At 40.8% G+C, this 23,296-nt stretch carries 28 protein-coding genes; 27 read left to right on the forward strand and 1 reads right to left on the reverse strand.

What is annotated here, in order from left to right; genetic code table 11:
• Positions 1–171 precede the first annotated feature (171 nt).
• From AMR95_RS09800 to rsmI, 13 genes are all read left to right on the forward strand, one after another.
• Positions 172–363, forward strand: coding sequence for a sigma factor G inhibitor Gin (locus AMR95_RS09800; RefSeq protein ID WP_024425620.1), 192 nt, complete (start codon positions 172–174; stop codon positions 361–363).
• Between the two features lie 128 nt (positions 364–491).
• Positions 492–1,106 (forward strand): 5-bromo-4-chloroindolyl phosphate hydrolysis family protein, encoded by a 615-nt coding sequence (locus AMR95_RS09805; protein ID WP_039175866.1) that lies wholly within the window; start codon positions 492–494, stop codon positions 1,104–1,106.
• Positions 1,107–1,124: 18 nt separating this feature from the next.
• Positions 1,125–2,189, forward strand: coding sequence for a toxic anion resistance protein (locus AMR95_RS09810; protein WP_058838213.1), 1,065 nt, complete (start codon positions 1,125–1,127; stop codon positions 2,187–2,189).
• 75 nt (positions 2,190–2,264) lie between these two features.
• Positions 2,265–3,674, forward strand: a complete 1,410-nt coding sequence (locus tag AMR95_RS09815) for an aminotransferase class I/II-fold pyridoxal phosphate-dependent enzyme (RefSeq protein WP_058838214.1) — start codon at positions 2,265–2,267, stop codon at positions 3,672–3,674.
• A complete protein-coding gene (gene tmk, locus AMR95_RS09820) occupies positions 3,671–4,309 on the forward strand; it encodes a dTMP kinase (protein WP_058838215.1) in 639 nt (212 codons plus the stop codon). The genes AMR95_RS09815 and tmk overlap by 4 nt, the downstream gene beginning before the upstream one ends.
• 79 nt (positions 4,310–4,388) lie before the next feature.
• Complete coding sequence (locus AMR95_RS09825) at positions 4,389–4,718, forward strand: cyclic-di-AMP receptor (RefSeq protein ID WP_024425625.1); 330 nt, start codon at positions 4,389–4,391, stop codon at positions 4,716–4,718.
• 12 nt (positions 4,719–4,730) lie between these two features.
• Positions 4,731–5,171: a YaaR family protein gene (locus tag AMR95_RS09830; protein ID WP_039175878.1), complete on the forward strand. Its 441-nt coding sequence runs from the start codon at positions 4,731–4,733 to the stop codon at positions 5,169–5,171.
• An 11-nt stretch (positions 5,172–5,182) separates the two neighbouring features.
• Entirely contained in the window at positions 5,183–6,172 is a 990-nt protein-coding gene (gene holB, locus AMR95_RS09835) for a DNA polymerase III subunit delta' (RefSeq protein ID WP_039175879.1), read from the forward strand.
• Between the two features lie 2 nt (positions 6,173–6,174).
• Positions 6,175–7,002 (forward strand): PSP1 domain-containing protein, encoded by an 828-nt coding sequence (locus AMR95_RS09840; RefSeq protein WP_024425628.1) that lies wholly within the window; start codon positions 6,175–6,177, stop codon positions 7,000–7,002.
• Between the two features lie 14 nt (positions 7,003–7,016).
• Complete coding sequence (yabA, locus tag AMR95_RS09845) at positions 7,017–7,370, forward strand: DNA replication initiation control protein YabA (RefSeq protein WP_039175883.1); 354 nt, start codon at positions 7,017–7,019, stop codon at positions 7,368–7,370.
• A 55-nt stretch (positions 7,371–7,425) separates the two neighbouring features.
• On the forward strand, positions 7,426–8,169 hold the full coding sequence (locus AMR95_RS09850) for a tRNA1(Val) (adenine(37)-N6)-methyltransferase (protein ID WP_024427205.1): 744 nt from the start codon (positions 7,426–7,428) through the stop codon (positions 8,167–8,169).
• Positions 8,156–8,455, forward strand: a complete 300-nt coding sequence (locus AMR95_RS09855) for a GIY-YIG nuclease family protein (protein WP_039175889.1) — start codon at positions 8,156–8,158, stop codon at positions 8,453–8,455. Before AMR95_RS09850 ends, AMR95_RS09855 begins: the two co-directional genes overlap by 14 nt.
• On the forward strand, positions 8,430–9,311 hold the full coding sequence (gene rsmI, locus AMR95_RS09860) for a 16S rRNA (cytidine(1402)-2'-O)-methyltransferase (RefSeq protein WP_058838216.1): 882 nt from the start codon (positions 8,430–8,432) through the stop codon (positions 9,309–9,311). The genes AMR95_RS09855 and rsmI overlap by 26 nt, the downstream gene beginning before the upstream one ends.
• A gap of 45 nt (positions 9,312–9,356) precedes the next feature.
• On the opposite strand, the gene AMR95_RS09865 is transcribed toward rsmI, so the two are convergent.
• Positions 9,357–9,647: an AbrB/MazE/SpoVT family DNA-binding domain-containing protein gene (locus AMR95_RS09865; protein WP_087975202.1), complete on the reverse strand. Its 291-nt coding sequence runs from the start codon at positions 9,645–9,647 to the stop codon at positions 9,357–9,359.
• Between the two features lie 520 nt (positions 9,648–10,167).
• Between AMR95_RS09865 and metG the strand changes: the two genes are divergently transcribed.
• From metG to AMR95_RS09935, 14 genes are all read left to right on the forward strand, one after another.
• Positions 10,168–12,168 (forward strand): methionine--tRNA ligase, encoded by a 2,001-nt coding sequence (gene metG, locus AMR95_RS09870; protein WP_058838217.1) that lies wholly within the window; start codon positions 10,168–10,170, stop codon positions 12,166–12,168.
• Between the two features lie 81 nt (positions 12,169–12,249).
• The gene (locus tag AMR95_RS09875; RefSeq protein WP_058838218.1) at positions 12,250–13,017 is read left to right on the forward strand and encodes a TatD family hydrolase; all 768 of its coding nucleotides are present in this window, start codon (positions 12,250–12,252) and stop codon (positions 13,015–13,017) included.
• Between the two features lie 244 nt (positions 13,018–13,261).
• Positions 13,262–14,464, forward strand: a complete 1,203-nt coding sequence (locus tag AMR95_RS09880) for a G5 and 3D domain-containing protein (RefSeq protein WP_058838219.1) — start codon at positions 13,262–13,264, stop codon at positions 14,462–14,464.
• 161 nt (positions 14,465–14,625) lie between these two features.
• Positions 14,626–15,186: a ribonuclease M5 gene (gene rnmV, locus AMR95_RS09885; protein ID WP_017359323.1), complete on the forward strand. Its 561-nt coding sequence runs from the start codon at positions 14,626–14,628 to the stop codon at positions 15,184–15,186.
• Entirely contained in the window at positions 15,179–16,057 is an 879-nt protein-coding gene (rsmA, locus tag AMR95_RS09890) for a 16S rRNA (adenine(1518)-N(6)/adenine(1519)-N(6))-dimethyltransferase RsmA (protein ID WP_039175905.1), read from the forward strand. The genes rnmV and rsmA overlap by 8 nt, the downstream gene beginning before the upstream one ends.
• Positions 16,058–16,191: 134 nt before the next feature.
• Positions 16,192–17,076, forward strand: a complete 885-nt coding sequence (yabG, locus tag AMR95_RS09895) for a sporulation peptidase YabG (RefSeq protein WP_024427198.1) — start codon at positions 16,192–16,194, stop codon at positions 17,074–17,076.
• Positions 17,077–17,289: 213 nt separating this feature from the next.
• Positions 17,290–17,547 carry a biofilm formation stimulator Veg gene (gene veg / locus AMR95_RS09900; protein ID WP_024425637.1) on the forward strand — a complete coding sequence of 86 codons (258 nt, stop codon included), beginning with the start codon at positions 17,290–17,292 and terminating at the stop codon, positions 17,545–17,547.
• 163 nt (positions 17,548–17,710) lie between these two features.
• Positions 17,711–17,896: a small, acid-soluble spore protein, alpha/beta type gene (locus tag AMR95_RS09905; RefSeq protein ID WP_012008653.1), complete on the forward strand. Its 186-nt coding sequence runs from the start codon at positions 17,711–17,713 to the stop codon at positions 17,894–17,896.
• A gap of 146 nt (positions 17,897–18,042) precedes the next feature.
• Entirely contained in the window at positions 18,043–18,912 is an 870-nt protein-coding gene (ispE, locus tag AMR95_RS09910) for a 4-(cytidine 5'-diphospho)-2-C-methyl-D-erythritol kinase (RefSeq protein WP_019743558.1), read from the forward strand.
• Between the two features lie 55 nt (positions 18,913–18,967).
• Positions 18,968–19,801 carry a pur operon repressor gene (purR, locus tag AMR95_RS09915; protein WP_024425638.1) on the forward strand — a complete coding sequence of 278 codons (834 nt, stop codon included), beginning with the start codon at positions 18,968–18,970 and terminating at the stop codon, positions 19,799–19,801.
• 38 nt (positions 19,802–19,839) lie between these two features.
• Positions 19,840–20,217: a 2-iminobutanoate/2-iminopropanoate deaminase gene (gene ridA / locus AMR95_RS09920; RefSeq protein ID WP_024425639.1), complete on the forward strand. Its 378-nt coding sequence runs from the start codon at positions 19,840–19,842 to the stop codon at positions 20,215–20,217.
• Positions 20,218–20,441: 224 nt separating this feature from the next.
• Positions 20,442–20,738, forward strand: a complete 297-nt coding sequence (gene spoVG / locus AMR95_RS09925) for a septation regulator SpoVG (RefSeq protein ID WP_008357439.1) — start codon at positions 20,442–20,444, stop codon at positions 20,736–20,738.
• A 198-nt stretch (positions 20,739–20,936) separates the two neighbouring features.
• Complete coding sequence (gene glmU / locus AMR95_RS09930; RefSeq protein WP_024425640.1) at positions 20,937–22,307, forward strand: bifunctional UDP-N-acetylglucosamine diphosphorylase/glucosamine-1-phosphate N-acetyltransferase GlmU; 1,371 nt, start codon at positions 20,937–20,939, stop codon at positions 22,305–22,307.
• A gap of 22 nt (positions 22,308–22,329) precedes the next feature.
• On the forward strand, positions 22,330–23,283 hold the full coding sequence (locus AMR95_RS09935; RefSeq protein ID WP_024425641.1) for a ribose-phosphate diphosphokinase: 954 nt from the start codon (positions 22,330–22,332) through the stop codon (positions 23,281–23,283).
• Positions 23,284–23,296: the final 13 nt, after the last annotated feature.

Consider the following 23,296-nt stretch of genomic DNA (forward strand, 5'->3'; position numbering starts at 1 on the left):
TTCTATCAGGATCAGTTCCAGTCGGAACTGGTCTTTTTTGTTTTTTAAGAAAAGGAACAAACACTCGATCTGACATGGATACATATACTAAACTACCATCTAAAACATTCTTAATTTTGTATACAATTGAAAGCGCTAGGGCATACTGAAGCTATAAGTGGAGGTGTCACAATGAGCAAAAAAGAGCGAGAAGCGATTTGTTTGATTTGTGAAGAGAAAAAAACAAAGGGAATTTATTTATATCATCAGTTTTTGTGCCGAGAATGTGAGCGAAAGTTAATTTCTACATCGACCTCGGATCCCAGCTATGCCGATTATGTTAGAAAGCTTAAAAATCTTCATACGCCGCCTTTGTATTCATAGACCATTAGATGGTCTTTTTTTATGAGCCATGAAGGATTGGGCCTGTTTTTTGGAACTTAGTTTGGACATCATCCGTAATTAATAATAAGATAAACAGAGAGCCTGATTATTCATAGGAGTCGATGAACATGAAATCAATTTTTTATACATTTATATGGGCCATCCTCTCTACTTTTTTTTCGCTTGTGATTTTAACCGTCAGTATTGGGGTTTTCCATCATCATGTTGGATTATCGATACTGTATGCGATGATAGGGTGGGGCGTGATGTTTGCAGGGAGCAGGTGGGTTGCTTTCCAGTTGTTTTTAAAGAAACACGGACTGTCTCGTAGTGATTATGTATATATCAAACAGCATTTAAAAGAAGCAGGACAAAAGCTTGTACGTTTAAAGAAAGCTTTATTTGCTGTGAAAAACGTACAAACGATCAAACATAATTATGAAATTCTCAGACTTGCACGACGAATCTATACGATTACAAAAAAAGAGCCGAACCGGTTTTATGATGCACAGCGTTTTTATTTCGAAAGCTTGGATTCTGTTGTTGAACTAACTGAAAAATATGCACTATTGTATAATCAGCCTGATCGCAGTCATGAGCTGGAAATGACACTTAGCCAAACTCGAGTGACGCTGACAGAGCTGCAAAAGCAATTGACGAATGATTTGCAGCAAGTATTAGGAAGAGACATAGAAGCTCTTCATATTGAGCTTGAAGTGGCAGATAAAATGATAAAGAAATAATGAAAGGAGTCAAACGCAATGAAACCAGAAGATCACATCCGATCATCAACTGCTTCCACTACAGATCTTCAGTTTCGGGTGTTTGATACCTTATCTGATGAGGAGAAACAAGAAGCCGTACAGCGTGCCGAGCAGGTCCCTGACAATCTGCAAAAGCTGCTTTTCTATGGTACACGTGTTCAGGAACGATTATTGGAACAATCACAACAAATGATGAAATATGTTGAGAAAAAAGATATCGATCAAATAGGAGATGTGCTTGAGGCCTTTTTGCACCAGCTGCATATAGTAGAACCTGAGGATTTACTGCCAAAGAAGCAGGGCTTTTTTTTGAAGTTGTTTCAGCGGGAGAAGCGTTCTACTCAGGAAATCATATCGCGTTTTCAACATGCAAAATCACAGATCGAGAGATTATCAGCAAGACTTCGTTATGCAAAAGGCGGATTAATCTCGGATCATATGTTATTAGAGCGTTTATTTGAAGAAAATCAAACTTATTTCCAAGAGATGACGATGCAGGTTGCAGCAGTTGAAGCGAAAATGACAACTTTAGAAAAGCAGATCATATCAGAAACGCAGCATATTGGTAATCGGACTATAGAGGAGAAATTGATGAGTCAGGAATTCAATGCAGAAGAGTATATGGAGAGGTTGAAGGAACGGAAATATGATTTGCTGTTAAGCCGGCAAATTGCGTTGCAATGTAATGCCCAAATTCGAATGATCCAGCATACGAATCATACATTGGCCAATCACATTCAATCAACTGTTTCTGCATCCATTCCTCTATGGATCAACCAAATGTCGATTGCGTTAACGCATATTCAGCAGCGTGCCAATTCAGCTCTTCAGAATCGTATCCAAAAAACATACGAAAAGGTATCAAAGCAACAGGGAGAACTTCTTGAAGAAGCAGCTTTTGCACCTATAGATACGTTGAAAAAGGTTCAACGCCAATTAGCAGAAACCTTACAGGAAACGTTACAGGTGAAAGAGCATGGAAGCCAAGAGCGTGCTCAATTGAAAAACAGCATGTATGAGGCAGAACAGAAGCTGACAAATCACCAGCCAATAAAGGAATGAGAATCCATCTTTCGGTTCCCTTGTATGAACGTTATAATAGACATAAGATATCGAAAGTGAAAAGGATCGATTTGTTTGAAAACACCTTTATATACAGCATTAGTACAACATGCGGAAAAGAAACCTTATTCTTTCCACGTTCCAGGACATCACAATGGAGATGTCTTTTTTGATGAGGCACGGACTTATTATGACTCAATTCTTCAGCTGGATGTAACAGAGCTTGAAGGATTAGATGATCTTCATCATCCAACTGGTGTGATTCAAGAGGCTGAACATTTATTGGCAAAGCTATATGGATCAGATCAAAGCTTTTTCCTTGTGAATGGGACAACTGTCGGAAATTTAGCGATGGTGATGACAGCCTGTCGTGCGGGAGATGAGATTTTCGTCCAGCGAAATTGTCATAAGTCTGTTTACCATGCGATTGAGCTTGCAGGAGCAAGACCTATTATGGTAGAAGCTGAGATAGATCAACACCTGCATGTTCCAACACATGTGACGGATGAAACAGTCAAAAAAGCCATAGCCAAACATCCTAATTGCCGGGCGATCGTTTTGACTTATCCGAACTACTATGGTCATGCAGCTGATTTATCAAAACTGATTCACATGTGCCACGAAGCAGGCATGATCGTTTTGGTTGATGAGGCACATGGTGCACATTTTGTATTAGGCGGCGCTGTTCCTCCATCTGCTCTTTCCTATGGAGCTGACGTGGTGGTACAATCAGCACATAAAACCCTTCCAGCCATGACGATGGGTTCCTACCTTCATCTGCAGGGGGGACGAATGGATGCAAAACGTTTGAAAACATTCCTCACGATGCTTCAAAGCAGTTCTCCATCCTATCCAATTATGGCCTCATTAGATGTGGCAAGGGCCTATGTCGAGGAGATCAAGAAAAAAGGAATCCTGGATGGAATGATGAAAGGGCTGACAGAGCTGAAAAATGAGTTCAACCGTATACCTCAGCTTGAAGTAGTCGAGTCTGAATTGCTTTCTAACGATCCATTAAAATGTGTGATTCGATCAACAAAAGGGCTGACGGGTTATGAACTAAAACGAGTGCTTGAATCAGTGGAGGTTCACCCAGAACTTGCGGACGAACATCAGGTTTTACTTGTCTTTGGTTTAGGACAGAAGAAGGATATTCCTTTTAACCGAATAGAGCAGGCCCTTAATCAAAGCGATTCATTTCTCAAAGGAAAAGATCATATCCAAAGAGAGGCAATGGCTATTGAGAACAATGAGCATAGACAGGATATAGAAGCCGTCCCATTTGAACATGCAGCAGGTCGGATTAGTGCAGAATCGGTTATACCATATCCACCGGGTATTCCTTTGATCGTTAAGGGAGAACGTATTGAAATCGATCAAATCGCGGCTTTAAGCCGTTTGCTTGGACATCAGGTTCATGTTCAAGCGAGTCAGGTGATTCATCAGAGAAAATTATATGTTTATATAGAAGAGGAGACACTATGAGCGGTATGTTTATTACGTTTGAAGGGCCAGAGGGTGCCGGAAAAACGACAGTGATTCGAAAAGTGTATGAAGAAATGGAACGCCAAGGATATGAAGTGATGGCGACACGTGAGCCTGGCGGCATTGACATTGCAGAACAGATTCGTGAAGTCATTTTAAATGAAAAAAACACAAAAATGGACGCGAAAACAGAAGCTTTGCTATATGCAGCGGCGAGAAGGCAGCATTTGGCTGAGAAGGTAGAACCGGCATTACAGCGCGGGCAGACAGTTTTATGTGATCGTTTTGTTGATAGCTCCCTTGCTTATCAAGGCTATGCGAGAGGGCTTGGGATTGAAGCAGTAAAATCAATTAATGATTTTGCTATCAATGGCACGATGCCGCAAATGACCATTTATTTTTCTATTACACCTGAGGAAGGGCTAAAGCGAATTGATGCCAACCAGGGAAGAGAAAAGAATCGATTAGACATGGAGACGCTGAATTTCCACCAGCTGGTCAGAGAAGGCTATGAACTGCTTATTGCACAATCACCAGAACGATTCCGTGTAGTGGATGCATCTCAGCCGATGCAGGCTGTCTATGAAGAAGTCCTTCAATTGATTCAGGACACATTAAAGCAAAATCAAATATGACCTAATTCCCAATCGTTGTTATAATATAGAGGAAGACATCGGCATGTCATCTGTGCCTAAAATAAAGGAGGCCAATCAAATGAAATTAATTGTTGCCGTTGTACAGGACCAAGATAGCAGCAAGTTGTTGAAAATATTGACTGAACATCATTTCGGCGTGACAAAATTAGCTTCAACTGGTGGGTTTTTAAAGTCTGGGAATACGACTTTTATTATTGGTTGTGATGATGTCCGGGTGGATAAAGCATTACAGCTTATAAAAGAAAATTGCCGTAAACGTGATCAAATGATTGCGCCTGTATCCCCAATGGGTGGAAATGCAGATTCATACGTACCATACCCTGTTGAGGTTGAAGTTGGCGGAGCTACTGTATTTATTCTGCCAGTTGAACAATTTCATCAATTTTAAGGATGGGTTGCTGTGAAAATTAATCAAGATATGCGGCTGCGTCTAGAAAAGCGTGAACTTCAAGCATTGAAAGGAAACCAGACATCTGCTTCCTTTAAAGCTTCGATGGAGACGCAAAGCGGCAAACTGCGCTTAGAACAGCTGACGGTCATGCTCAGTGATATCGAAGTGTTCGGTAAAAAGCTAGCGAAGTCACGAAACCTAAAGGATTTGGCTAGGTTTAAAGGACTGGTGAAGCGCTTTGTGAAAGAGACAGTCGATAATGGATTAAATATAGAAACATCAAGGAGCTTTGACATTTATGGCAACACACGTACACTTGCTTTAGTCAAAGCCTTAGATGAGAAGCTGATTGAATTAACCGAGGAAATGATGGACCAAGAGAAACCATCTATTGATTTGCTTGAACGTATTGGAGAAATAAAAGGTTTATTGATTAACCTTTACACATAGAGAGTGATAACATGGCAATTAGCTGGGATGACATGAATGATTTGCAGCCGCGCGTCATGCGGCTGATTTTTAATAGTATTGAAAAAGACCGACTTGCGCATGCCTACTTATTTGAAGGGAAAAAAGGAACCGGTAAGCTGGATGCAGCGATGCTGATGGCTAAGAGCTTTTTTTGTTTGGAATCAGGAGTGAAACCATGTGAATCCTGTCAAAACTGCAAAAGGATTGCATCAGGAAACCATCCCGATTTACATCTTGTGCAGCCTGACGGACAATCAATTAAGAAGGCACAAGTGCAGGCACTGCAGGAGGAATTTACAAAAGCGGGTGTAGAATCTCACCGGAAAATGTATATTATTCTTCATGCGGACAAAATGACGGTCAATGCCGCGAACAGTTTATTGAAGTTCCTAGAGGAGCCCAATCGGGAAACGATGGCGGTTTTAATCACTGAGCAATCGCATAAAATGCTGGATACGATTATTTCAAGATGTCAGATGCTCAGCTTTCAGCCGCTGCAGCCACAATCCTTGGAGCAGCAGCTTTTACAAGAAGGCGTATCTCAGCATCTCGCAAGGCTTTTGTCGAATTTAACCAATAATTTAGCAGAAGCACTCGAATTAAGTCGAAATGATCAGTTTGCAGAGTCTAGAGCGAAAGTGATAAAATTGTATGAAGTCTTACACCAGCGAAAAGAACATGCATTTTTTTATATACAGGATCAATGGATGCCTTTTTTCAAAGAGAAAGACCTTCAAGAAACAGGTCTGGATATGCTTTTATTTATATATCGTGATGTATTGTCGATTCAAATAGGAAATGAAGATAAAGTCATTTATCAAGACTTATTCCAGACAATGAAGCAGCATGCGCTGCATTCCACACAGCAGATGGTGACCAGCCAGATCCTTGCTGTATTAGAAGCGAAAAAGAGACTTCAATCCAACGTGAATGCCCAAGGGCTGATGGAGCAATTGGTGTTGATGTTGCAGGAGGGATAAGCTTGTACAACGTAATTGGTGTTCGCTTTAAAAAAGCGGGCAAAATCTATTATTTCGATCCTAATGGATTTCATATAGAAAATGATAGTTGTGTCATTGTAGAAACAGTCAGAGGGGTTGAGTACGGACAAGTGGTCATCGCCAACAAAAAAGTAGATGAACACGATGTGGTTCTCCCTCTGCGTAAAGTCATTCGTGTAGCAGACGAACGAGACCGGCTCATCGTTGAGGAAAACAAAGAAGCAGCGATGACAGCCTTTGATACATGTCTTCAGAAGGTAAGTGAACATGGGCTGGAAATGAAACTGGTCGATGTTGAGTTTACATTTGACCGCAACAAGGTCATCTTCTACTTCACAGCAGATGGCAGAGTTGATTTCCGTGAGCTAGTGAAGGATCTTGCATCAATCTTCAAAACGAGAATTGAACTTCGCCAGATTGGTGTAAGAGACGAGGCAAAAATGCTTGGAGGCATTGGTCCTTGCGGGCGAATGCTCTGCTGTTCGACATTCTTAGGAGATTTTGAACCAGTGTCGATTAAGATGGCAAAGGATCAAAATCTATCGTTAAATCCTACAAAAATTTCAGGACTATGCGGCCGTTTGATGTGCTGCTTGAAATATGAGAATGATGAGTATGAAACAGCGAAGGAACAATTACCGGATATCGGCGAAACGATTCAGACGTCTAATGGCTCTGCAAAGGTAGTAGGGCTCAATATTTTAGAACGAATTTTGCAAGTTGAATTAACCGGGCAAGAAAAAGTGATAGAATATACATGGGAAGAATTATTACAAGAAGGCGTTGTATCTGCACAAACAACTGAGTAACGAGGTGTGCCACCTTGGATAAAAAGGAACTATTTGATACGGTAATTAATTTAGAAGAACAAATCGGTTCTCTTTATCGCCAGTTAGGTGATTTGAAAAATCATATCGGTGAAGTGATTGAAGAAAATCATCAGCTGCAGATGGAGAATCAGCACTTGCGTGAACGTCTGGATCAGTCCGATCGAGACAAATCGTCTGAGGCAGAGAATGATTCTGCCCAGAAGGCAAGTCATTCTGATATAGGAGAAGGTCATGATAACCTGGCCCGATTATATCAGGAGGGCTTCCATATTTGTAATGTACATTATGGGAGCATTCGTAAAGAGGGAGACTGTTTGTTCTGTCTGTCATTTTTAAATAAAAAATGAGAAAAGGCTTCCGCTGAATCGGAAGCCTTTTTCACAGGAAAAGAAAGGATACATCATGGTTTCGTTAAGAGAAGATGAACGTTTAGATTACCTGCTCGCCGAAGATATGAAGATTATTCAAAGTAAAACTGTGTTTGCCTTTTCATTGGACGCAGTGTTATTAGCTAAATTTGCTTATGTGCCAATCCAAAAAGGGGAAATCATTGACCTTTGTACCGGAAATGGCATTGTGCCATTGCTGCTTTCGACTCGATCTAAGGCCTCGATTACGGGTGTTGAAATTCAAGAACGGTTGTTTGATATGGCAAAAAGAAGTGTGGAGTATAATCAACTTGCGCACCAGATCGAATTGATTCATGGTGACTTGAATGATATGCCGGAACGCTACGGCAACCATAAAGTTGATGTGATTACATGTAACCCGCCATATTTTAAAACACCTTCTAAGGATGAAATCAATGAAAATGAATACTTGGCGATTGCCCGGCATGAAATTCATTGTACATTAGAAGATGTTATTCGTGTTTCTTCCACGCTGCTAAAGCAAGGGGGGAAACTGGCGATGGTTCATCGACCAGGACGGCTGCTTGAGATTGTGGAATTAATGAAGAAATACCGAATTGAGCCAAAACGTATTCAATTTGTTTATCCCAAACAAGGGAAAGAAGCCAATACCATCTTGGTAGAGGGCATAAAAGATGGAAAACCAGATCTGAAAATTCTCCCGCCTCTTTTTGTTTATGGAGAAGACCAGGAGTATACAGATGAAATCAGGACGATACTGTATGGAGAAGCATAATCATTACTTCTATGTATTAAAATGTGCAGATGGCAGCCTGTATGCGGGTTATACAAATGATTTACAAAAAAGATTGATGACCCACAATAGTGGAAAAGGAGCAAAGTATACAAGAGCGAGACGGCCGGTTGAGCTTTTTTATCATGAATGTTTTGCAACCAAAAGAGAAGCCATGCAGCAAGAATATCGTTTCAAAACGTGGACACGGAAAAAGAAAGACATGTATATAGAAGAAATGCGAATGGAAAAGGAGGCGGCACATGAAAAAGACACAGAAAAGCTTTGATGGTCAATCTGACATGGGCATTCTTTATCTCGTCCCAACCCCGATTGGAAATCTAGAAGATATGACGTTCCGAGCGATACAAACGTTAAAAGATGTAGACTATATTGCCGCAGAAGATACAAGGCAAACGAAAAAGCTTTGTCATGTATACGAAATTGATACACCCTTAACGAGTTATCATGAGCATAACAAAGACAGCAGCGGCCACAAGTTAATCGAATGGCTAAAAGAAGGGAAAAGTATCGCGCTCGTGAGTGATGCTGGTTTACCGACGATTTCAGATCCAGGGGCTGAAGTGGTACGAGATTTTACTAGCATCGGAGGCTATGTCATTCCGTTACCTGGCGCAAATGCTGCACTAACGGCACTCATTGCATCAGGAATCGCGCCTCAGCCATTTTTCTTTTATGGTTTTCTCGACCGTCAAAAAAAAGAAAAGAAAAAGCAGCTTGAAGCCTTGAAGAAACGCCAAGAAACGATCATTTTCTATGAAGCACCTCATCGGTTAAAAGAAACGCTGACTTTGATGAAGGAAGTGTGGGGAAATCGGAACATCGCCATTACGAGAGAACTAACGAAAAAATTCGAAGAGTTTATTCGTGGGGATTTAGAATCCGTGCTGACATGGGCAGCGGAGAATCAAATTCGGGGTGAGTTCTGTCTTGTAGTGCAAGGAAATGATCAAGCTGAAGAAGAGCTGAATGAAGAAGCGTGGTGGACGTCCTTATCTGAAAAAGAACATGTGATTCATTACATAGAGGAAGGATTAACGTCGAAGGAAGCCATTAAACGTACAGCTGTCGAACGTGGTGTGCCAAAGCGCACGATATACGATGCCTATCATATTGAACAATAAAGAAAGGTTCTTGCAAACGGTGCAAGAACCTTTTTTATATGAAACTTATTTTTGTGATTGAAGTTGGTTTTGGATTTCGTTAATGATTTGCTCTGCACCTTCACGGCTAAGAACTAATTTACCATTAGCAAGTTTAAGGTTATCGTCTGATACTTCACCTGTTACTTGGCAAGTCATGTTTGGTTTATATTTTTTTAGGATAATTTTTTCATCATCAACATAAATTTCCAAAGCGTCTTTTTCAGCGATTCCTAGCGTACGGCGAAGTTCGATTGGAATCACCACGCGTCCTAATTCGTCAACTTTACGTACAATACCTGTAGATTTCATCTTCATTCTCCTCCCAAAAAGTTCTTATTACTAAAATAATATTATCTTCGTCATTATTCGACAAATTCCTTACATTCCTAGCATAACAAGGTTTCCATAAATCGTCAATCATTTTGTTTACTATTGTTTGTAAAATATGACTCTTAAAGTCAAAAGACCTTGAAACTACTGCTGTATAAGGATTTTGTAGGCTTTTTCTATGAAAATATAAGAAATGACGAGATCAGATTAACAAGACTTTTGCCCTAATTTAGCCAATTGTAAATCTGGAAATAGATTTCATACGACAATATTCGACAAAATGTCGACGGGTTTGTCGTTTTTTTCGAAAAACTCATCTTTTTCGATCATTTCATCTCGTTCTATGTATATATGCTTGATCTTAAAGGCTAAGATGGTATCATAGAGAAAGCACAAGTGCAAAATTAAATGAATTGATCTGACACATTTTCATGTAATGATGATAACCGCTCTCGTCCATTGGGCGGGAGTTTTTGACATTTACACACACGCAGGAGGTTCCGACATGCCAGAAAAGAAAAAAACGTTTTATCTGACAACACCTATTTACTATCCGAGCGGAAAATTACATATTGGACATGCTTATACGACAGTAGCAGGAGATGCTATGGCTCGTTATAAACGTCTTCAAGGCTATGATGTGATGTATTTAACGGGTACAGATGAACACGGACAAAAAATTCAGCAAAAAGCTGAAGAACAAAATATCACACCAATCGAGTATTTAGATCCAGTCGTTGAAGACATTAAATCATTATGGAAGAAACTCGACATTTCGAATGACGACTTCATCCGTACAACAGAAAAAAGACATACGAAAATCATCGAGCAGGTATTCCAAAAACTTCTTGATCAAGGCGATATTTATTTAGATCAATATGAGGGCTGGTACAGTATTCCTGATGAGACATTCTATACGGAAACACAGCTTGTTGATGTTGAGCGTAATGAGAAAGGGGAAGTCATTGGCGGGAAAAGCCCTGACAGCGGACACCCTGTTGAATTAATTAAAGAGGAATCATATTTCTTCCGTATGAGTAAGTATGCGGATCGTTTGCTCGATTATTACGAAAAGAATCCATCGTTTATTCAGCCTGAATCAAGAAAGAATGAAATGATTAATAACTTCATTAAACCAGGTTTAGAGGATTTAGCCGTATCAAGAACAACGTTTGATTGGGGAATTAAAGTTCCTAACAATCCAAAACACGTCATTTATGTATGGATTGATGCGTTATTCAACTATTTAACTGCGATTGGCTATGGAACAGATCAAGATGAGAAATATAAAAAATATTGGCCTGCCAACGTACATCTCGTAGGAAAAGAAATTGTACGCTTCCATACGATTTATTGGCCGATTATGTTGATGGCATTAGATCTGCCTCTACCGAAGCAAATTTTCGCACACGGCTGGCTGCTCATGAAAGATGGCAAAATGTCTAAATCAAAAGGGAATGTGGTAGATCCGGTCACATTAATTGATCGCTATGGCCTCGATGCCCTCCGTTATTATCTGCTTCGCGAAGTACCATTTGGTGCGGATGGTGTGTTTACACCAGAAGGATTCGTGGAACGTGTAAACTATGACCTTGCCAATGATTTAGGTAACTTGCTTAATCGTACAGTTGCGATGGTCCAAAAATATTTTGACGGCACTTTAAGCAGCTATAAGGGCCCTGTTAATGAGTTTGATGAAGAGCTGAAAGCAGTCGCTGAGCAAACCGTCAAAGCCTATGAAGAGGCGATGGAAAACCTTGAATTCTCTGTGGCTCTTTCAAATGTTTGGACATTAATCAGCAGAACCAATAAATATATTGATCAAACAGCTCCATGGGTGCTGGCAAAGGATGAAACAAAACGAAAAGAATTGCATTCTGTTATGTATCATTTAGCAGAATCACTTCGAATCACAGCAGTCCTCTTAACGCCATTCCTAACGAAAACACCTGAGAAAATCTTCTTCCAGCTTGGAATTGAAGAAGAGAAGCTCAAAAGCTGGGATAGTATCCTATCATTTGGTGCAATTCAACATGCGACGGTACAAAAAGGCGAGCCTTTGTTCCCGCGTTTAGAGGTTGAAGAAGAAGTAGCCTACATTAAAGAAAAAATGCAGGGAAGTACACCTAAGGTAGAAGAAGAGAAAGTGGAAATCGAAGAAACGGAATTACCTGAGCTGGAAGCTGAAATTGCATTTGATGATTTCTCGAAAGTCGATCTTCGAGTCGCACAGGTTTTGGAAGCAGCCCCAGTGAAAAAAGCGGATCGTCTTTTAAAGCTTCAGCTTGATTTTGGATTTGAAAAAAGACAAATAGTCTCAGGGATTGCCAAACACTATCAACCAGAAGAATTAGTAGGGAAAAAGCTCGTTTGCGTAGCGAATCTTACACCAGTTAAACTCAGAGGGGAAATTTCCCAGGGAATGATTTTAACTGGGGAAACAGGCGGGAAATTGCAGGTTCTTGAAGTAGATCAATCTCTAGCAAATGGAACAAAAATTTTATAAATCAACAAAGGTGTTCCACGTGTAACATTTCGTCGAACACCTTTTGTTTTTTAGGAGAATTGTCGAAAGGAGCAATCAACAATGTTATTTGATACACATGCCCACTTGAATGCAGAACAATATAAGGAAGACTTAGAGCAGGTGATCGAAAGAGCGAAAAGCGAAAAAGTTGAGAAAATCGTGGTGGTGGGGTTTGACCGTCCGACAATTACGAGAGCGATGGAATTAATTGAAGAGTATGATTTCATATATGCAGCTATTGGCTGGCATCCAGTCGATGCTATTGATATGACAGATGAGGATTTGGCTTGGATTAAAGATTTATCTCAACACGAAAAAGTGGTTGCGATTGGAGAAATGGGTCTGGATTACTATTGGGACAAGTCACCAAAAGATGTACAAAAGGAAGTCTTTAGACGCCAAATTGCTCTTGCGAAGGAAGTGAATCTTCCAATCGTTATTCATAACCGTGACGCAACGGAAGATGTCGTGACGATTTTAAAGGAAGAGGGAGCAGCTGAGGTCGGAGGTATTATGCACTGCTTTACGGGCAGCTTAGAAACTGCAAAAGCGTGTATGGATATGAATTTTTACATCTCATTCGGTGGACCCGTGACATTTAAAAATGCCAAAAAGCCAAAGGAAGTTGTAAAAGAGATACCAAGTGACCGGCTTTTGATTGAAACAGACTGCCCATACTTAACGCCAGTGCCATTTAGGGGGAAACGTAACGAGCCAAGTTATGTCAAATATATCGCAGAACAGATTGCGGAGCTGAGAGAAATCAGCTTTGAAGAGCTTGCCGAATTGACAACAAAAAATGCAAAAAAAGTTTTCCGTATAAACTGACAGTATATGATGTCAATCCTTGTTTAAGCTTGTCCAATTGTGAAACATAACGAAAAAGTTCTACACGTTTGCGCCTCCTCATAGGATAAGTTGTCGATAAGTCTTTCTTCCCTTCTTTCCATAAATCTCCCATAATAGGTTTACAATCGAGCATTTTTGTACAGTGGGTGGAAGGGTTGACAGGTTTTGAGATACTCTATATAATCTCTCCGAGGAGAAGGAGGCGTTTTTCATCGTACAAAAAATGAAAAATCTGTTTTCTGTTAAGCTAGGAAAAGGCAAGGTTTTATTACTAGTTGTTTGCTTGCTTTTAGCTGGAACTGGAACGGCTTACGGTGCGCATGAGCTCACTAAGCAGTCTATTAACATTTCAATCAATGGTAAAGAGAAGACAATTCGTACACATGAAGAGACAGTAGCACAGCTGCTTTCAGACCTTGGCATAAGGACCAAGGCGGGGGATCATATCTCTCCAAGTCTAAATACAAAAATTCAAGATAACATGAACATTGTGTATGATGCGGCTATACCGGTTCATCTGACCCTAGATGGGAAAGAGAAAACGATATGGACAACAGATCAGACGGTTGGAGCATTATTGAAGAATGAGAAGATAGATATCGGGAAGCACGATCAAGTCACTCCAGGAAAGAATGACAAGTTAACAAAGGATATGAAGCTTGTGGTTCAGCAGGCCTTCCAGGTCAGCTTAAATGATGGAGGAAAAGATAAAAAAGTGTGGACCACTTCGACTACGGTCGCTGACTTTTTAAAGCAACAAGAGCTGAAGCTCAAGAAGCACGATAAGATCAAGCCTGCGTTACATAGTAACCTTTCTAAAAAGAGCGCAGATATAAAGATCACTCGGGTGGAAAAAGTCACCGATGTAGTGGAAGAGAAAATTGCTTTTGATACCAAACATAAAAAGGACCATTCTCTTGAAAAAGGGAAAGAGAAGGTACTTAAAAAAGGTGAAGAAGGTAAATTGAAGAAGCACTATGCCATTGTGAAAGAAAACGGCAAAGTGGTGTCTAAAGAATTGATTAAAGAAGTGACCGAAAAAGATAGTAAGGACCGTTTAGTGGCTATTGGTACACAAGTGACCAAAAAGGAGCCTACAGCGTCCCCTGTGGTTTCACGAAGCAATGAGTCTTCAGGAAAAGAATTTTATGTGGCGTCAACAGCCTATACAGCGAGCTGTGCTGGATGTACTGGCAGAACGTCTACAGGTTTTGATTTAAAAGCGAATCCGGGTGCAAAGGTCATAGCAGTTGATCCGAGTGTCATTCCGCTGGGCTCAAAAGTGTATGTGGAAGGCTATGGTTATGCCGTTGCATCAGACACTGGATCTGCTATAAAAGGGAATAAAATTGATGTGTTCGTCCCAAGTAAGTCGGCAGCTTATCAATGGGGAAATAAACGAGTGAAAATTAGAGTGCTCAAATAAACACATCAAATCATTTATATGAACAGAGGGCTTTGCGCACCCTCTGTTTTTTTGGTTATAATAGAAGCACTGTTTTCTAATTAATTAGACGCAAAAACAGCATGAAAGGTTTCGTTTTTTTAACCAAAAAATGTAGATTGTTTTTGCAAGCGGAGGAATACATGAAAATCAAAGAAATCATTGTGGTGGAGGGTCGTGATGACACTGCCAGAGTGAAGATGGCGGTTGATGCAGATACAATCGAAACAAACGGATCTGCCATTGGCGATACAGTCATACAACAAGTGCGTCTTGCTCAGGAGACGAGAGGGGTCATTATTTTAACAGATCCTGATTTTCCTGGTGAGAAGATCCGTAAAACCATCGCAGAGGCGGTTCCTGGCTGTAAGCACGCTTTTTTGCCAAAGCATCTTGCGAAGGCGAAGCGGGATAAAGGAATTGGTGTCGAGCATGCTTCCCTGGACAGTATTCGGGAATGTCTTGCCCATGTCCATGAAGAAATGGAAGAATCGGAAAGTGACATTACATTAGACGACTTATTTGACGCAGGCCTTATCGGAGGCGAAGCATCGAAACGCCGCCGCGAACGACTAGGAGTGCTTTTAAATATAGGATATACCAATGCGAAGCAGCTGCAAAAGCGCCTTCACATGTTCCAAATAACCAAACATGATTTTATTGCGGCCTTAAAGACCGTCATGCAGGAGGAAGCCGATGAATAAAGATATTGCGACACCCGTCAGAACGAAGGAAATACTGAAGAAGTACGGTTTCTCTTTTAAAAAGAGCTTAGGGCAGAACTTCTTAATTGATACAAATATTTTAGATCGCATTGTCGATCACGCAGAGGTTACAGATGAGACCGGCGTCATTGAAATTGGGCCTGGTATCGGCGCATTGACAGAGCAGCTCGCTAAACGTGCAAAGAAAGTCACCGCTTTTGAAATCGATCAGCGTTTATTGCCTATTTTAAACGATACGCTTTCTCCATATGATAATGTCACGATTATTCATCAAGATGTATTAAAGGCGGATGTGAGAAAGGTCATCGAAGAAAATTTTGCTGACTGTAAAGAAGTGATGGTCGTAGCCAACCTTCCGTATTACGTGACAACACCGATTATTATGAAATTGCTTGAAGAAAACCTTCCATTGAAAGGGATCGTGGTCATGCTGCAAAAAGAAGTAGCAGATCGTATGGCAGCTGTCCCTTCATCAAAGGAATACAATTCGTTGTCTATCGCAGTTCAATTTTATACGGAAGCAAAAACGGTGATGGTTGTGCCTAAAACGGTTTTTGTTCCACAGCCAAATGTTGATTCGGCTGTGATTAAGCTGACTGTTCGTGAAACGCCTGCTGTCTCAGTAGAAAATGATGCGTTTTTCTTTCAATTGATCCGAGCGAGCTTTGGCCAGCGCCGGAAAACATTGATGAATAATTTGATGAACAATTTTCCTGATGGAAAAAAACATAAAGCGATCATCGAGGAAGCTCTTCAAACAGCAGATATTGATGGAAAGCGCCGCGGAGAATCATTATCCATTGAGGAATTTGCCAGATTGTCGAATGTTTTACAAAAAGCCCTATCGTAAGGGCTTTTTTCTTTTGTTCTTCACCACTTCAACTGTTCAGGCATAGGCTAGAAAGAACAGCACATATGAAAGATGAATATGTTTAGGGCAAGACGATACCAACAGGATATGAGCCTGATTGTGGAGTGAAAAGCATGCAATTTCAAATAGGAGATATGGTGACGAGGGCATCCTATCAAATGGATATTATGTTTCGAATCATTCGAATTGATGAGACAGATCAGCACGAAGCCACTGCCATATTGCATGGGAATGAAGTGAGGCTGATTGCTGATGCTAAGATGTCGGATCTCGTCTTGATTCAAAAAGAGGAGCAGCTGACAAGGGAGAAGGACGACGAACGGAAGATTAATGAATCGCTCGACTTACTAAGACAGGATTATCAGCTGCTGCGTGAAAAACAAGAGTATTATACTTCTGGACAATATCAGCATCAGGAGCAGTATTTTCACATGCCTGGAAAGGTCCTTCATTTAGATGGAGATGCTTCATACTTAAAGAAATGCTTAGATGTATATGAACGAATTGGTGTGCCTGTATACGGAGTGCATTGTCATGAGAAGAAAATGCCAAGCGTGATCGACTCGTTACTTGATCAATATCGGCCTGATATTTTGGTCATTACAGGGCATGATGCGTATTCCAAGCAAAAAGGCGGCGTAAATGATATTGGTGCTTATCGCCATTCTCGTCATTTCGTTGAAACGGTTCAAAAAGCAAGAAAGAAAATTCCTCATTTAGATCAGCTTGTGATCTTTGCGGGCGCCTGTCAATCTCATTTCGAATCATTGATCCAAGCAGGTGCCAATTTTGCAAGCTCACCTTCACGTGTGAACATTCATGCGCTCGACCCCGTCTATATCGTTGCGAAGATCAGCTTCACTCCATTTGTAGATCGAATCAATGTGTGGGATGTGCTTCGTAATACATTAACAAGAGAAAAAGGTCTCGGAGGCATCGAGACGAAGGGTGTTTTAAGGGTAGGTATGCCATATAAAAAAGACCATGAATCGACATAACCCGACTGATTTCAGTCTGGTTTTTTTTATGTTCAAAAAGAAATTTCATATGGATACATAATTCACCGGAATTTGAGAAAAATAGGGAGGAGAAAAGGTAGAAGTTTGTCAAAATTATTTTGTTGACAATGGCTCGTGTTGGTTGATATAATTTAATTTTTATTTGACAAAAATGGGCCGTTGTTGTATAATTATCTCAGTGAGGTGGATGCAATGGCGAAGACTTTGTCCGACATCAAAAGATCGCTTGATGGTAACTTAGGTAAACGTTTGACGTTAAAGGCTAACGGAGGCCGCCGTAAAACAATTGAGCGTTCGGGCATTTTAGCTGAAACGTACCCTTCTGTATTTGTGATTCAATTAGATCAAGATGAGAATTCGTTTGAAAGAGTTTCTTACAGTTATGCAGATATACTGACTGAGACGGTCGAATTAACGTTCGATGATGCCGCTAGCTCAGTCGCCTATTAATGGGCAGTGAACTTTTTGTTTACTGCTTTTTGTTTTGCCTTTTTTTCTGAATGGGAGTCTGTCCATTTTTTGAAAGGGGTAAAAGAAAGGATTCGATACAAAATAAGAAAGCCACAAAAGCAGTGGCACTGATTCGAATTCTCGACTAAAGGGGCTGTTTCGTTTGGGTAGACGCCGAGGCATTATGTCAGATGAGTTCAAATACGAGCTGGCGAAGGATCTTGGATTTTATGATACCGTCAAAAATGGAGGCTGGGGAGAAATTCGTGCACGTGACGCAGGTAATATGGTTAAACGTGCCATCGAATTAGCTCAGCAGCACATGGCTCAGGATGAGAATCAACGATAGAAAAATGGTCAGGGATACCTCGGGTGTCTCTGGCTTTTTTTGTTGAAAAAGTCAGTGTGCTGGGCGTAAAAGCCAATATTCATCAGATCCATCAAATGTGATACAATATTGATACTTATGTTTAGATGGAGAAGTAGGTGAAATGTTTGCGTATTTTAGAAAAAGCACCGGCAAAAATTAATCTCTCACTTGATGTTCATGGAAAAAGACCGGATGGATATCACGAAGTGGAGATGGTTATGACAACAATAGACCTTGCAGATCGACTTGAGCTGACGGAGCTGGACAAAGATGAAATCCGTGTATCATCTCATAATCGATTTGTGCCAGATGATCAGCGTAACTTGGCTTATCAGGCGGCTAAATTACTCAAAACAAGGTTCGGTATTCAAAAAGGAGTATCGATTGTCATCACAAAAGCAATTCCTGTGGCAGCAGGTTTAGCTGGAGGCAGCAGTGATGCTGCAGCAGCGCTTCGCGGTTTAAACCGTTTGTGGAAGTTGAATCTCACGTTAGATGAACTAGCTGAGCTTGGAGCGGAGATCGGCTCAGATGTGTCTTTTTGTGTACACGGAGGCACAGCACTAGCGACAGGACGTGGAGAAAAACTGAAGCATATCGCGACACCGCCGCATTGCTGGGTGATTTTAGCGAAGCCGGTGATTGGGGTATCTACAGCTGAAGTTTATAGACAATATGACGCAAGCAAAGTAGAACACCCAAATGTACAGCGTATGATTGAAGCCATTGAAGCGAAAGATTATAAAGAGATGTGCGGCTCACTCGGTAACGTTCTGGAGTCTGTGACATTAAAGATGTATCCGGAAGTAGATATGATCAAAAGACAGATGAAGCGTTTCGGTGCTGATGCTGTATTAATGAGTGGAAGCGGCCCAACTGTATTTGGCCTGATTCAATATGAATCGAAGGTACAAAGAATATATAACGGACTGAGAGGATTTTGTGATCAAGTATACGCTGTCCGCATGATCGGCGAACAAAATGCCCTTGATTAAATCCGTATATTAAGTTATATTATTCATAAATTATTCGGGTTCTGGGGGTAAGTTCATGAAGTTTCGTCGAAGCGGCAGATTGGTGGACTTAACAAATTATTTGTTAGCCCACCCGCACGTACTAGTACCTTTAACTTTTTTTGCAGAACGTTATCAATCTGCAAAGTCCTCCATTAGTGAAGACTTAACGATTATCAAACAGACCTTCGAACAGCAGGGAATCGGCACATTGCTTACTGTACCTGGCGCTGCTGGCGGAGTGAAATATATTCCAAAAATTCACCTAAAAGAAGCAGATGACGTAGTAAACGATATCGGAGAGGCATTATCAACTCCTGAACGTGTACTTCCTGGCGGTTATTTATATTTAACCGATGTTTTAGGCAATCCATCGATTCTTGCGAAAATCGGTAAGCTGTTTGCGACCATCTTTGCGGACCGTGCGATTGATGTCGTCATGACCGTTGCGACAAAGGGTATTCCAATTGCCTATTCTGTTGCGGGTTATTTAAATGTGCCTGTTGTGATCGTTAGAAAAGATAATAAGGTAACCGAAGGATCAACTGTCAGTATTAATTATGCGTCAGGTTCTTCTAACCGAATTCAAACCATGTCCCTTGCAAAGCGCAGCTTAGATAAAGGCTCCAATGTGTTGATCATTGATGATTTTATGAAAGCGGGCGGAACCATTAACGGCATGATGAATTTGCTTGAGGAATTTAATGCAAATGTTGCAGGGATCGGTGTTCTTTTAGAAGATGAAGGCGTAGATGAACGTCTTGTCGATGAATATGTCTCGTTGTTAAAGCTTTCAACTATTGATATGAAACAAAAAATCATTGAGATCAATGAAGGCAATTTCCACGAGTTTTTTCATTCGAAAGCGTAAGCTTTGATCAAACATGTATTTGAATGGGAGAGATTGATATGACAAAAGTTGTTCAAACCAAACATGCACCAGCAGCCATTGGACCTTACTCTCAAGGAATTATTGTCAATAACATGTTTTACAGCTCAGGGCAGATTCCATTAACCCCAGCTGGAGATTTTGTTAATGGAGATATTAAAGAACAAACACATCAAGTATTCCGTAATCTTGAGGCTGTTCTTGAAGCAGCAGGTGCTTCTTTTGAAACAGTCGTGAAAGCTACTGTTTTCATCAAAGATATGGAACAATTCGCTGAAGTGAATGAAGTGTACGGTGAGTATTTCCATACACATAAGCCAGCTCGTTCATGCGTGGAAGTGGCAAGACTTCCAAAAGATGCGCTTGTAGAAATAGAAGTAGTTGCACTAGTAAAATAAACAGGCACTCTCGATGAAAGCCGTTTGGTTTCATCATATGCAGGGAAAGACATCATCATGATGTCTTTTTTCATGCTGAGGATGTAAGCGCCGTCACGAATATGACAAATAATGTATAAATATCCCGATATTTCAAAAAAAGTTTAAAAAAAGAGCAGGAGAATCACCACGATCGTTGAATACCTAAGTAATGCTTTTATATTGGGAAAAGGTGGTGAACTACTGTGGAAGTTACTGACGTAAGATTACGCCGCGTGAATACCGATGGTCGCATGAGGGCGATTGCATCCATCACGCTGGACCACGAATTTGTTGTTCATGATATTCGTGTGATTGATGGAAACAATGGGTTGTTTGTTGCAATGCCTAGCAAACGCACGCCTGATGGAGAGTTTCGCGATATTGCACATCCAATTAATTCAAGCACTCGGGGTAAAATCCAAGATGCTGTATTAAATGAATATCATCGCTTAGGCGAAGAGGAAGAAACAATTGAATATGAAGAAGCTGGAGCTTCTTAATCATACTTAAACCTAAAAAGACGGCTTTAAGAGAAAATGAATGTTTTCTTTTAAATGCTGTCTTTTTTGCGTTCTTTCTCTTGTTTCTTAAGTCTTTCATCTGTTAGAAAATTATTGTACTTCCTTTTGTATCCTTGAAATCAGTCTTTATTTAGGATATATTTTTCTATGGATAATAGGGATATTGGAGGCCAATCAATGGATAAGCGGTTCGCAGTGATTTTAGCAGCGGGAAAAGGAACGAGAATGAAGTCGAAGCTATATAAAGTACTTCATCCAGTTTGCGGAAAGCCAATGGTCGAGCATGTGGCAGATGAAGCGTTAAAGCTTTCTTTAGCCAAGCTAGTGACGATTGTCGGTCATGGAGCAGAGGACGTCAAAGAGCAGCTTGGAGACAGAAGTGAGTATGCACTTCAAGAAGAACAGCTGGGAACTGCCCATGCCGTTAAACAAGCAAAGTCGTTCCTCGCGCAGGAAAAGGGAACAACCATTGTCATTTGTGGTGATACGCCATTATTGACAGCGGAAACAATGGAAGCCATGTTAAGCGAGCATCAAAAACATCAAGCGAAAGTCACTATTTTAACAGCACATGCGGACGATCCGACAGGCTATGGCCGAATTATTCGTGACGAAACAGGTGCTGTCGTAAAAATTGTGGAGCATAAAGATGCGAACGATGCAGAGCGTCAAGTGAATGAAATTAATACAGGGACTTATTGCTTTTCAAATGAAGATCTCTTCCGTGTGATTGAGCAAGTGTCGAATGAAAATGCACAGGGTGAATACTACTTGCCAGACGTCATTGAAATTTTAAAAAATGAAGGGCAAACAGTTGCAGCTTATCAAACACCGCATTTTGAAGAAACACTTGGAGTTAATGACCGTATCGCTCTATCACAAGCAGAGCAATTCATGAAGCGACGTATTAATCATCAGCATATGAAGAATGGTGTGACCTTGATTGATCCTGAGAACACGTATATTTCGCCAGATGCTGTCATCGGTGAAGATACAGTTATTTATCCTGGGACGGTCATCAAAGGGAATGTGAAAATCGGTGCAGACGCCACTATCGGGCCAAACACTGAAATTGTTGACAGCATCATCGGAGATCGAACAGTCATTAAGCAATCTGTCGTCTGCGATAGTGAGGTTGGAGTTGATGTGACAATTGGACCGTTTGCTCATATTCGCCCGTTGTCGAAAATTGGCGATGAAGTGAAAATCGGGAATTTTGTCGAAATCAAGAAAACAGTTTTCGGAGACCGCAGCAAAGCATCTCATTTAAGCTACATTGGAGACGCAGAGGTCGGAACTGATGTAAATCTTGGCTGTGGTTCCATTACAGTCAACTATGATGGGAAAAACAAATTCTTAACGAAGATTGAAGACGGCGCCTTTATTGGTTGTAATTCAAATCTCGTTGCACCAGTCACTGTCGGAAAAGGGGCATATGTTGCAGCCGGTTCAACAGTTACAGAAGATGTACCGCAGGATGCATTGTCTATTGCTAGAGCAAGACAAGTCAATAAAGAAGATTATGTGAAAAATATTCATAAAAAATAATCCAAATACCCGGAGGTTTACCATGTCTAATCGTTATGCTGATGCGAATTTAAAGATTTTCTCTTTGAATTCAAACCCTGAACTTGCCAAAGAAATTGCCGATCGTATCGGAGTTGATGTAGGAAAGAGCTCTGTTAAACGCTTTAGTGACGGTGAAGTCCAAATCAATATTGAAGAAAGTATCCGCGGCTGTGATTGTTATGTCATTCAATCAACAAGTGCGCCAGTCAATGAGCATATTATGGAACTGCTCATTATGGTGGATGCGCTCAAACGCGCTTCTGCGAAAACTGTCAATATTGTGATCCCTTATTACGGATATGCACGTCAAGATCGTAAGGCAAAACCTCGTGAGCCGATCACTGCGAAGCTTTTTGCAAACTTGCTTGAAACAGCAGGTGCTACACGTGTTATTGCACTTGATCTTCATGCGCCGCAAATCCAAGGTTTCTTTGATATTCCAATCGATAACTTAATGGCTGTGCCAATCTTAACAAACTATTTCGAACAGAAGAACTTGAATGATATCGTTGTTGTGTCTCCTGACCACGGTGGTGTGACACGCGCGCGTAAAATGGCAGATCGTCTGAAAGCGCCAATCGCAATTATCGACAAACGCCGTCCGAAGCCAAACGTTGCTGAAGTCATGAACATTATTGGTAACATTGAAGGCAAAACGGCTATTCTGATCGATGACATCATTGATACAGCTGGTACTATTACACTTGCAGCAAATGCACTTGTTGAAAATGGAGCGGCTGAAGTCTATGCTTGCTGTACGCACCCAGTATTGTCTGGACCAGCAGTAGAACGCATCACAAACTCTAAAATTAAAGAATTAGTTGTGACAAACAGTATTCAATTAACTGATGACAAGAAAGTTGGAAAATTCATTCCGCTTTCAGTTGGGCCTTTGCTTGCAGAAGCCATCATCCGTGTACATGAAGAAGAATCTGTGAGCTACCTTTTCAGCTAATTTTATTATGGAA

Source organism: Bacillus sp. G1(2015b) (assembly GCF_001482475.1).
Classification (GTDB): Bacteria; Bacillota; Bacilli; order Bacillales; family Bacillaceae; genus Bacillus; species Bacillus safensis.

What these genes read in the sequence shown, in the direction of transcription:
- AMR95_RS09800 (WP_024425620.1), top strand. Translation starts at nt 172, where the DNA reads ATGAGCAAAAAAGAGCGAGAAGCGATTTGTTTGATTTGTGAAGAGAAA.
- AMR95_RS09805 (WP_039175866.1), top strand. Translation starts at nt 492, where the DNA reads ATGAAATCAATTTTTTATACATTTATATGGGCCATCCTCTCTACTTTT.
- AMR95_RS09810 (WP_058838213.1), top strand. Translation starts at nt 1,125, where the DNA reads ATGAAACCAGAAGATCACATCCGATCATCAACTGCTTCCACTACAGAT.
- tmk (WP_058838215.1), top strand. Translation starts at nt 3,671, where the DNA reads ATGAGCGGTATGTTTATTACGTTTGAAGGGCCAGAGGGTGCCGGAAAA.
- AMR95_RS09825 (WP_024425625.1), top strand. Translation starts at nt 4,389, where the DNA reads ATGAAATTAATTGTTGCCGTTGTACAGGACCAAGATAGCAGCAAGTTG.
- holB (WP_039175879.1), top strand. Translation starts at nt 5,183, where the DNA reads ATGGCAATTAGCTGGGATGACATGAATGATTTGCAGCCGCGCGTCATG.
- AMR95_RS09850 (WP_024427205.1), top strand. Translation starts at nt 7,426, where the DNA reads ATGGTTTCGTTAAGAGAAGATGAACGTTTAGATTACCTGCTCGCCGAA.
- AMR95_RS09855 (WP_039175889.1), top strand. Translation starts at nt 8,156, where the DNA reads ATGGAGAAGCATAATCATTACTTCTATGTATTAAAATGTGCAGATGGC.
- rsmI (WP_058838216.1), top strand. Translation starts at nt 8,430, where the DNA reads ATGAAAAAGACACAGAAAAGCTTTGATGGTCAATCTGACATGGGCATT.
- AMR95_RS09865 (WP_087975202.1), bottom strand. Translation starts at nt 9,647, where the DNA reads ATGAAGATGAAATCTACAGGTATTGTACGTAAAGTTGACGAATTAGGA.
- metG (WP_058838217.1), top strand. Translation starts at nt 10,168, where the DNA reads ATGCCAGAAAAGAAAAAAACGTTTTATCTGACAACACCTATTTACTAT.
- AMR95_RS09875 (WP_058838218.1), top strand. Translation starts at nt 12,250, where the DNA reads ATGTTATTTGATACACATGCCCACTTGAATGCAGAACAATATAAGGAA.
- AMR95_RS09880 (WP_058838219.1), top strand. Translation starts at nt 13,262, where the DNA reads ATGAAAAATCTGTTTTCTGTTAAGCTAGGAAAAGGCAAGGTTTTATTA.
- rnmV (WP_017359323.1), top strand. Translation starts at nt 14,626, where the DNA reads ATGAAAATCAAAGAAATCATTGTGGTGGAGGGTCGTGATGACACTGCC.
- rsmA (WP_039175905.1), top strand. Translation starts at nt 15,179, where the DNA reads ATGAATAAAGATATTGCGACACCCGTCAGAACGAAGGAAATACTGAAG.
- yabG (WP_024427198.1), top strand. Translation starts at nt 16,192, where the DNA reads ATGCAATTTCAAATAGGAGATATGGTGACGAGGGCATCCTATCAAATG.
- veg (WP_024425637.1), top strand. Translation starts at nt 17,290, where the DNA reads ATGGCGAAGACTTTGTCCGACATCAAAAGATCGCTTGATGGTAACTTA.
- purR (WP_024425638.1), top strand. Translation starts at nt 18,968, where the DNA reads ATGAAGTTTCGTCGAAGCGGCAGATTGGTGGACTTAACAAATTATTTG.
- ridA (WP_024425639.1), top strand. Translation starts at nt 19,840, where the DNA reads ATGACAAAAGTTGTTCAAACCAAACATGCACCAGCAGCCATTGGACCT.
- glmU (WP_024425640.1), top strand. Translation starts at nt 20,937, where the DNA reads ATGGATAAGCGGTTCGCAGTGATTTTAGCAGCGGGAAAAGGAACGAGA.
- AMR95_RS09935 (WP_024425641.1), top strand. Translation starts at nt 22,330, where the DNA reads ATGTCTAATCGTTATGCTGATGCGAATTTAAAGATTTTCTCTTTGAAT.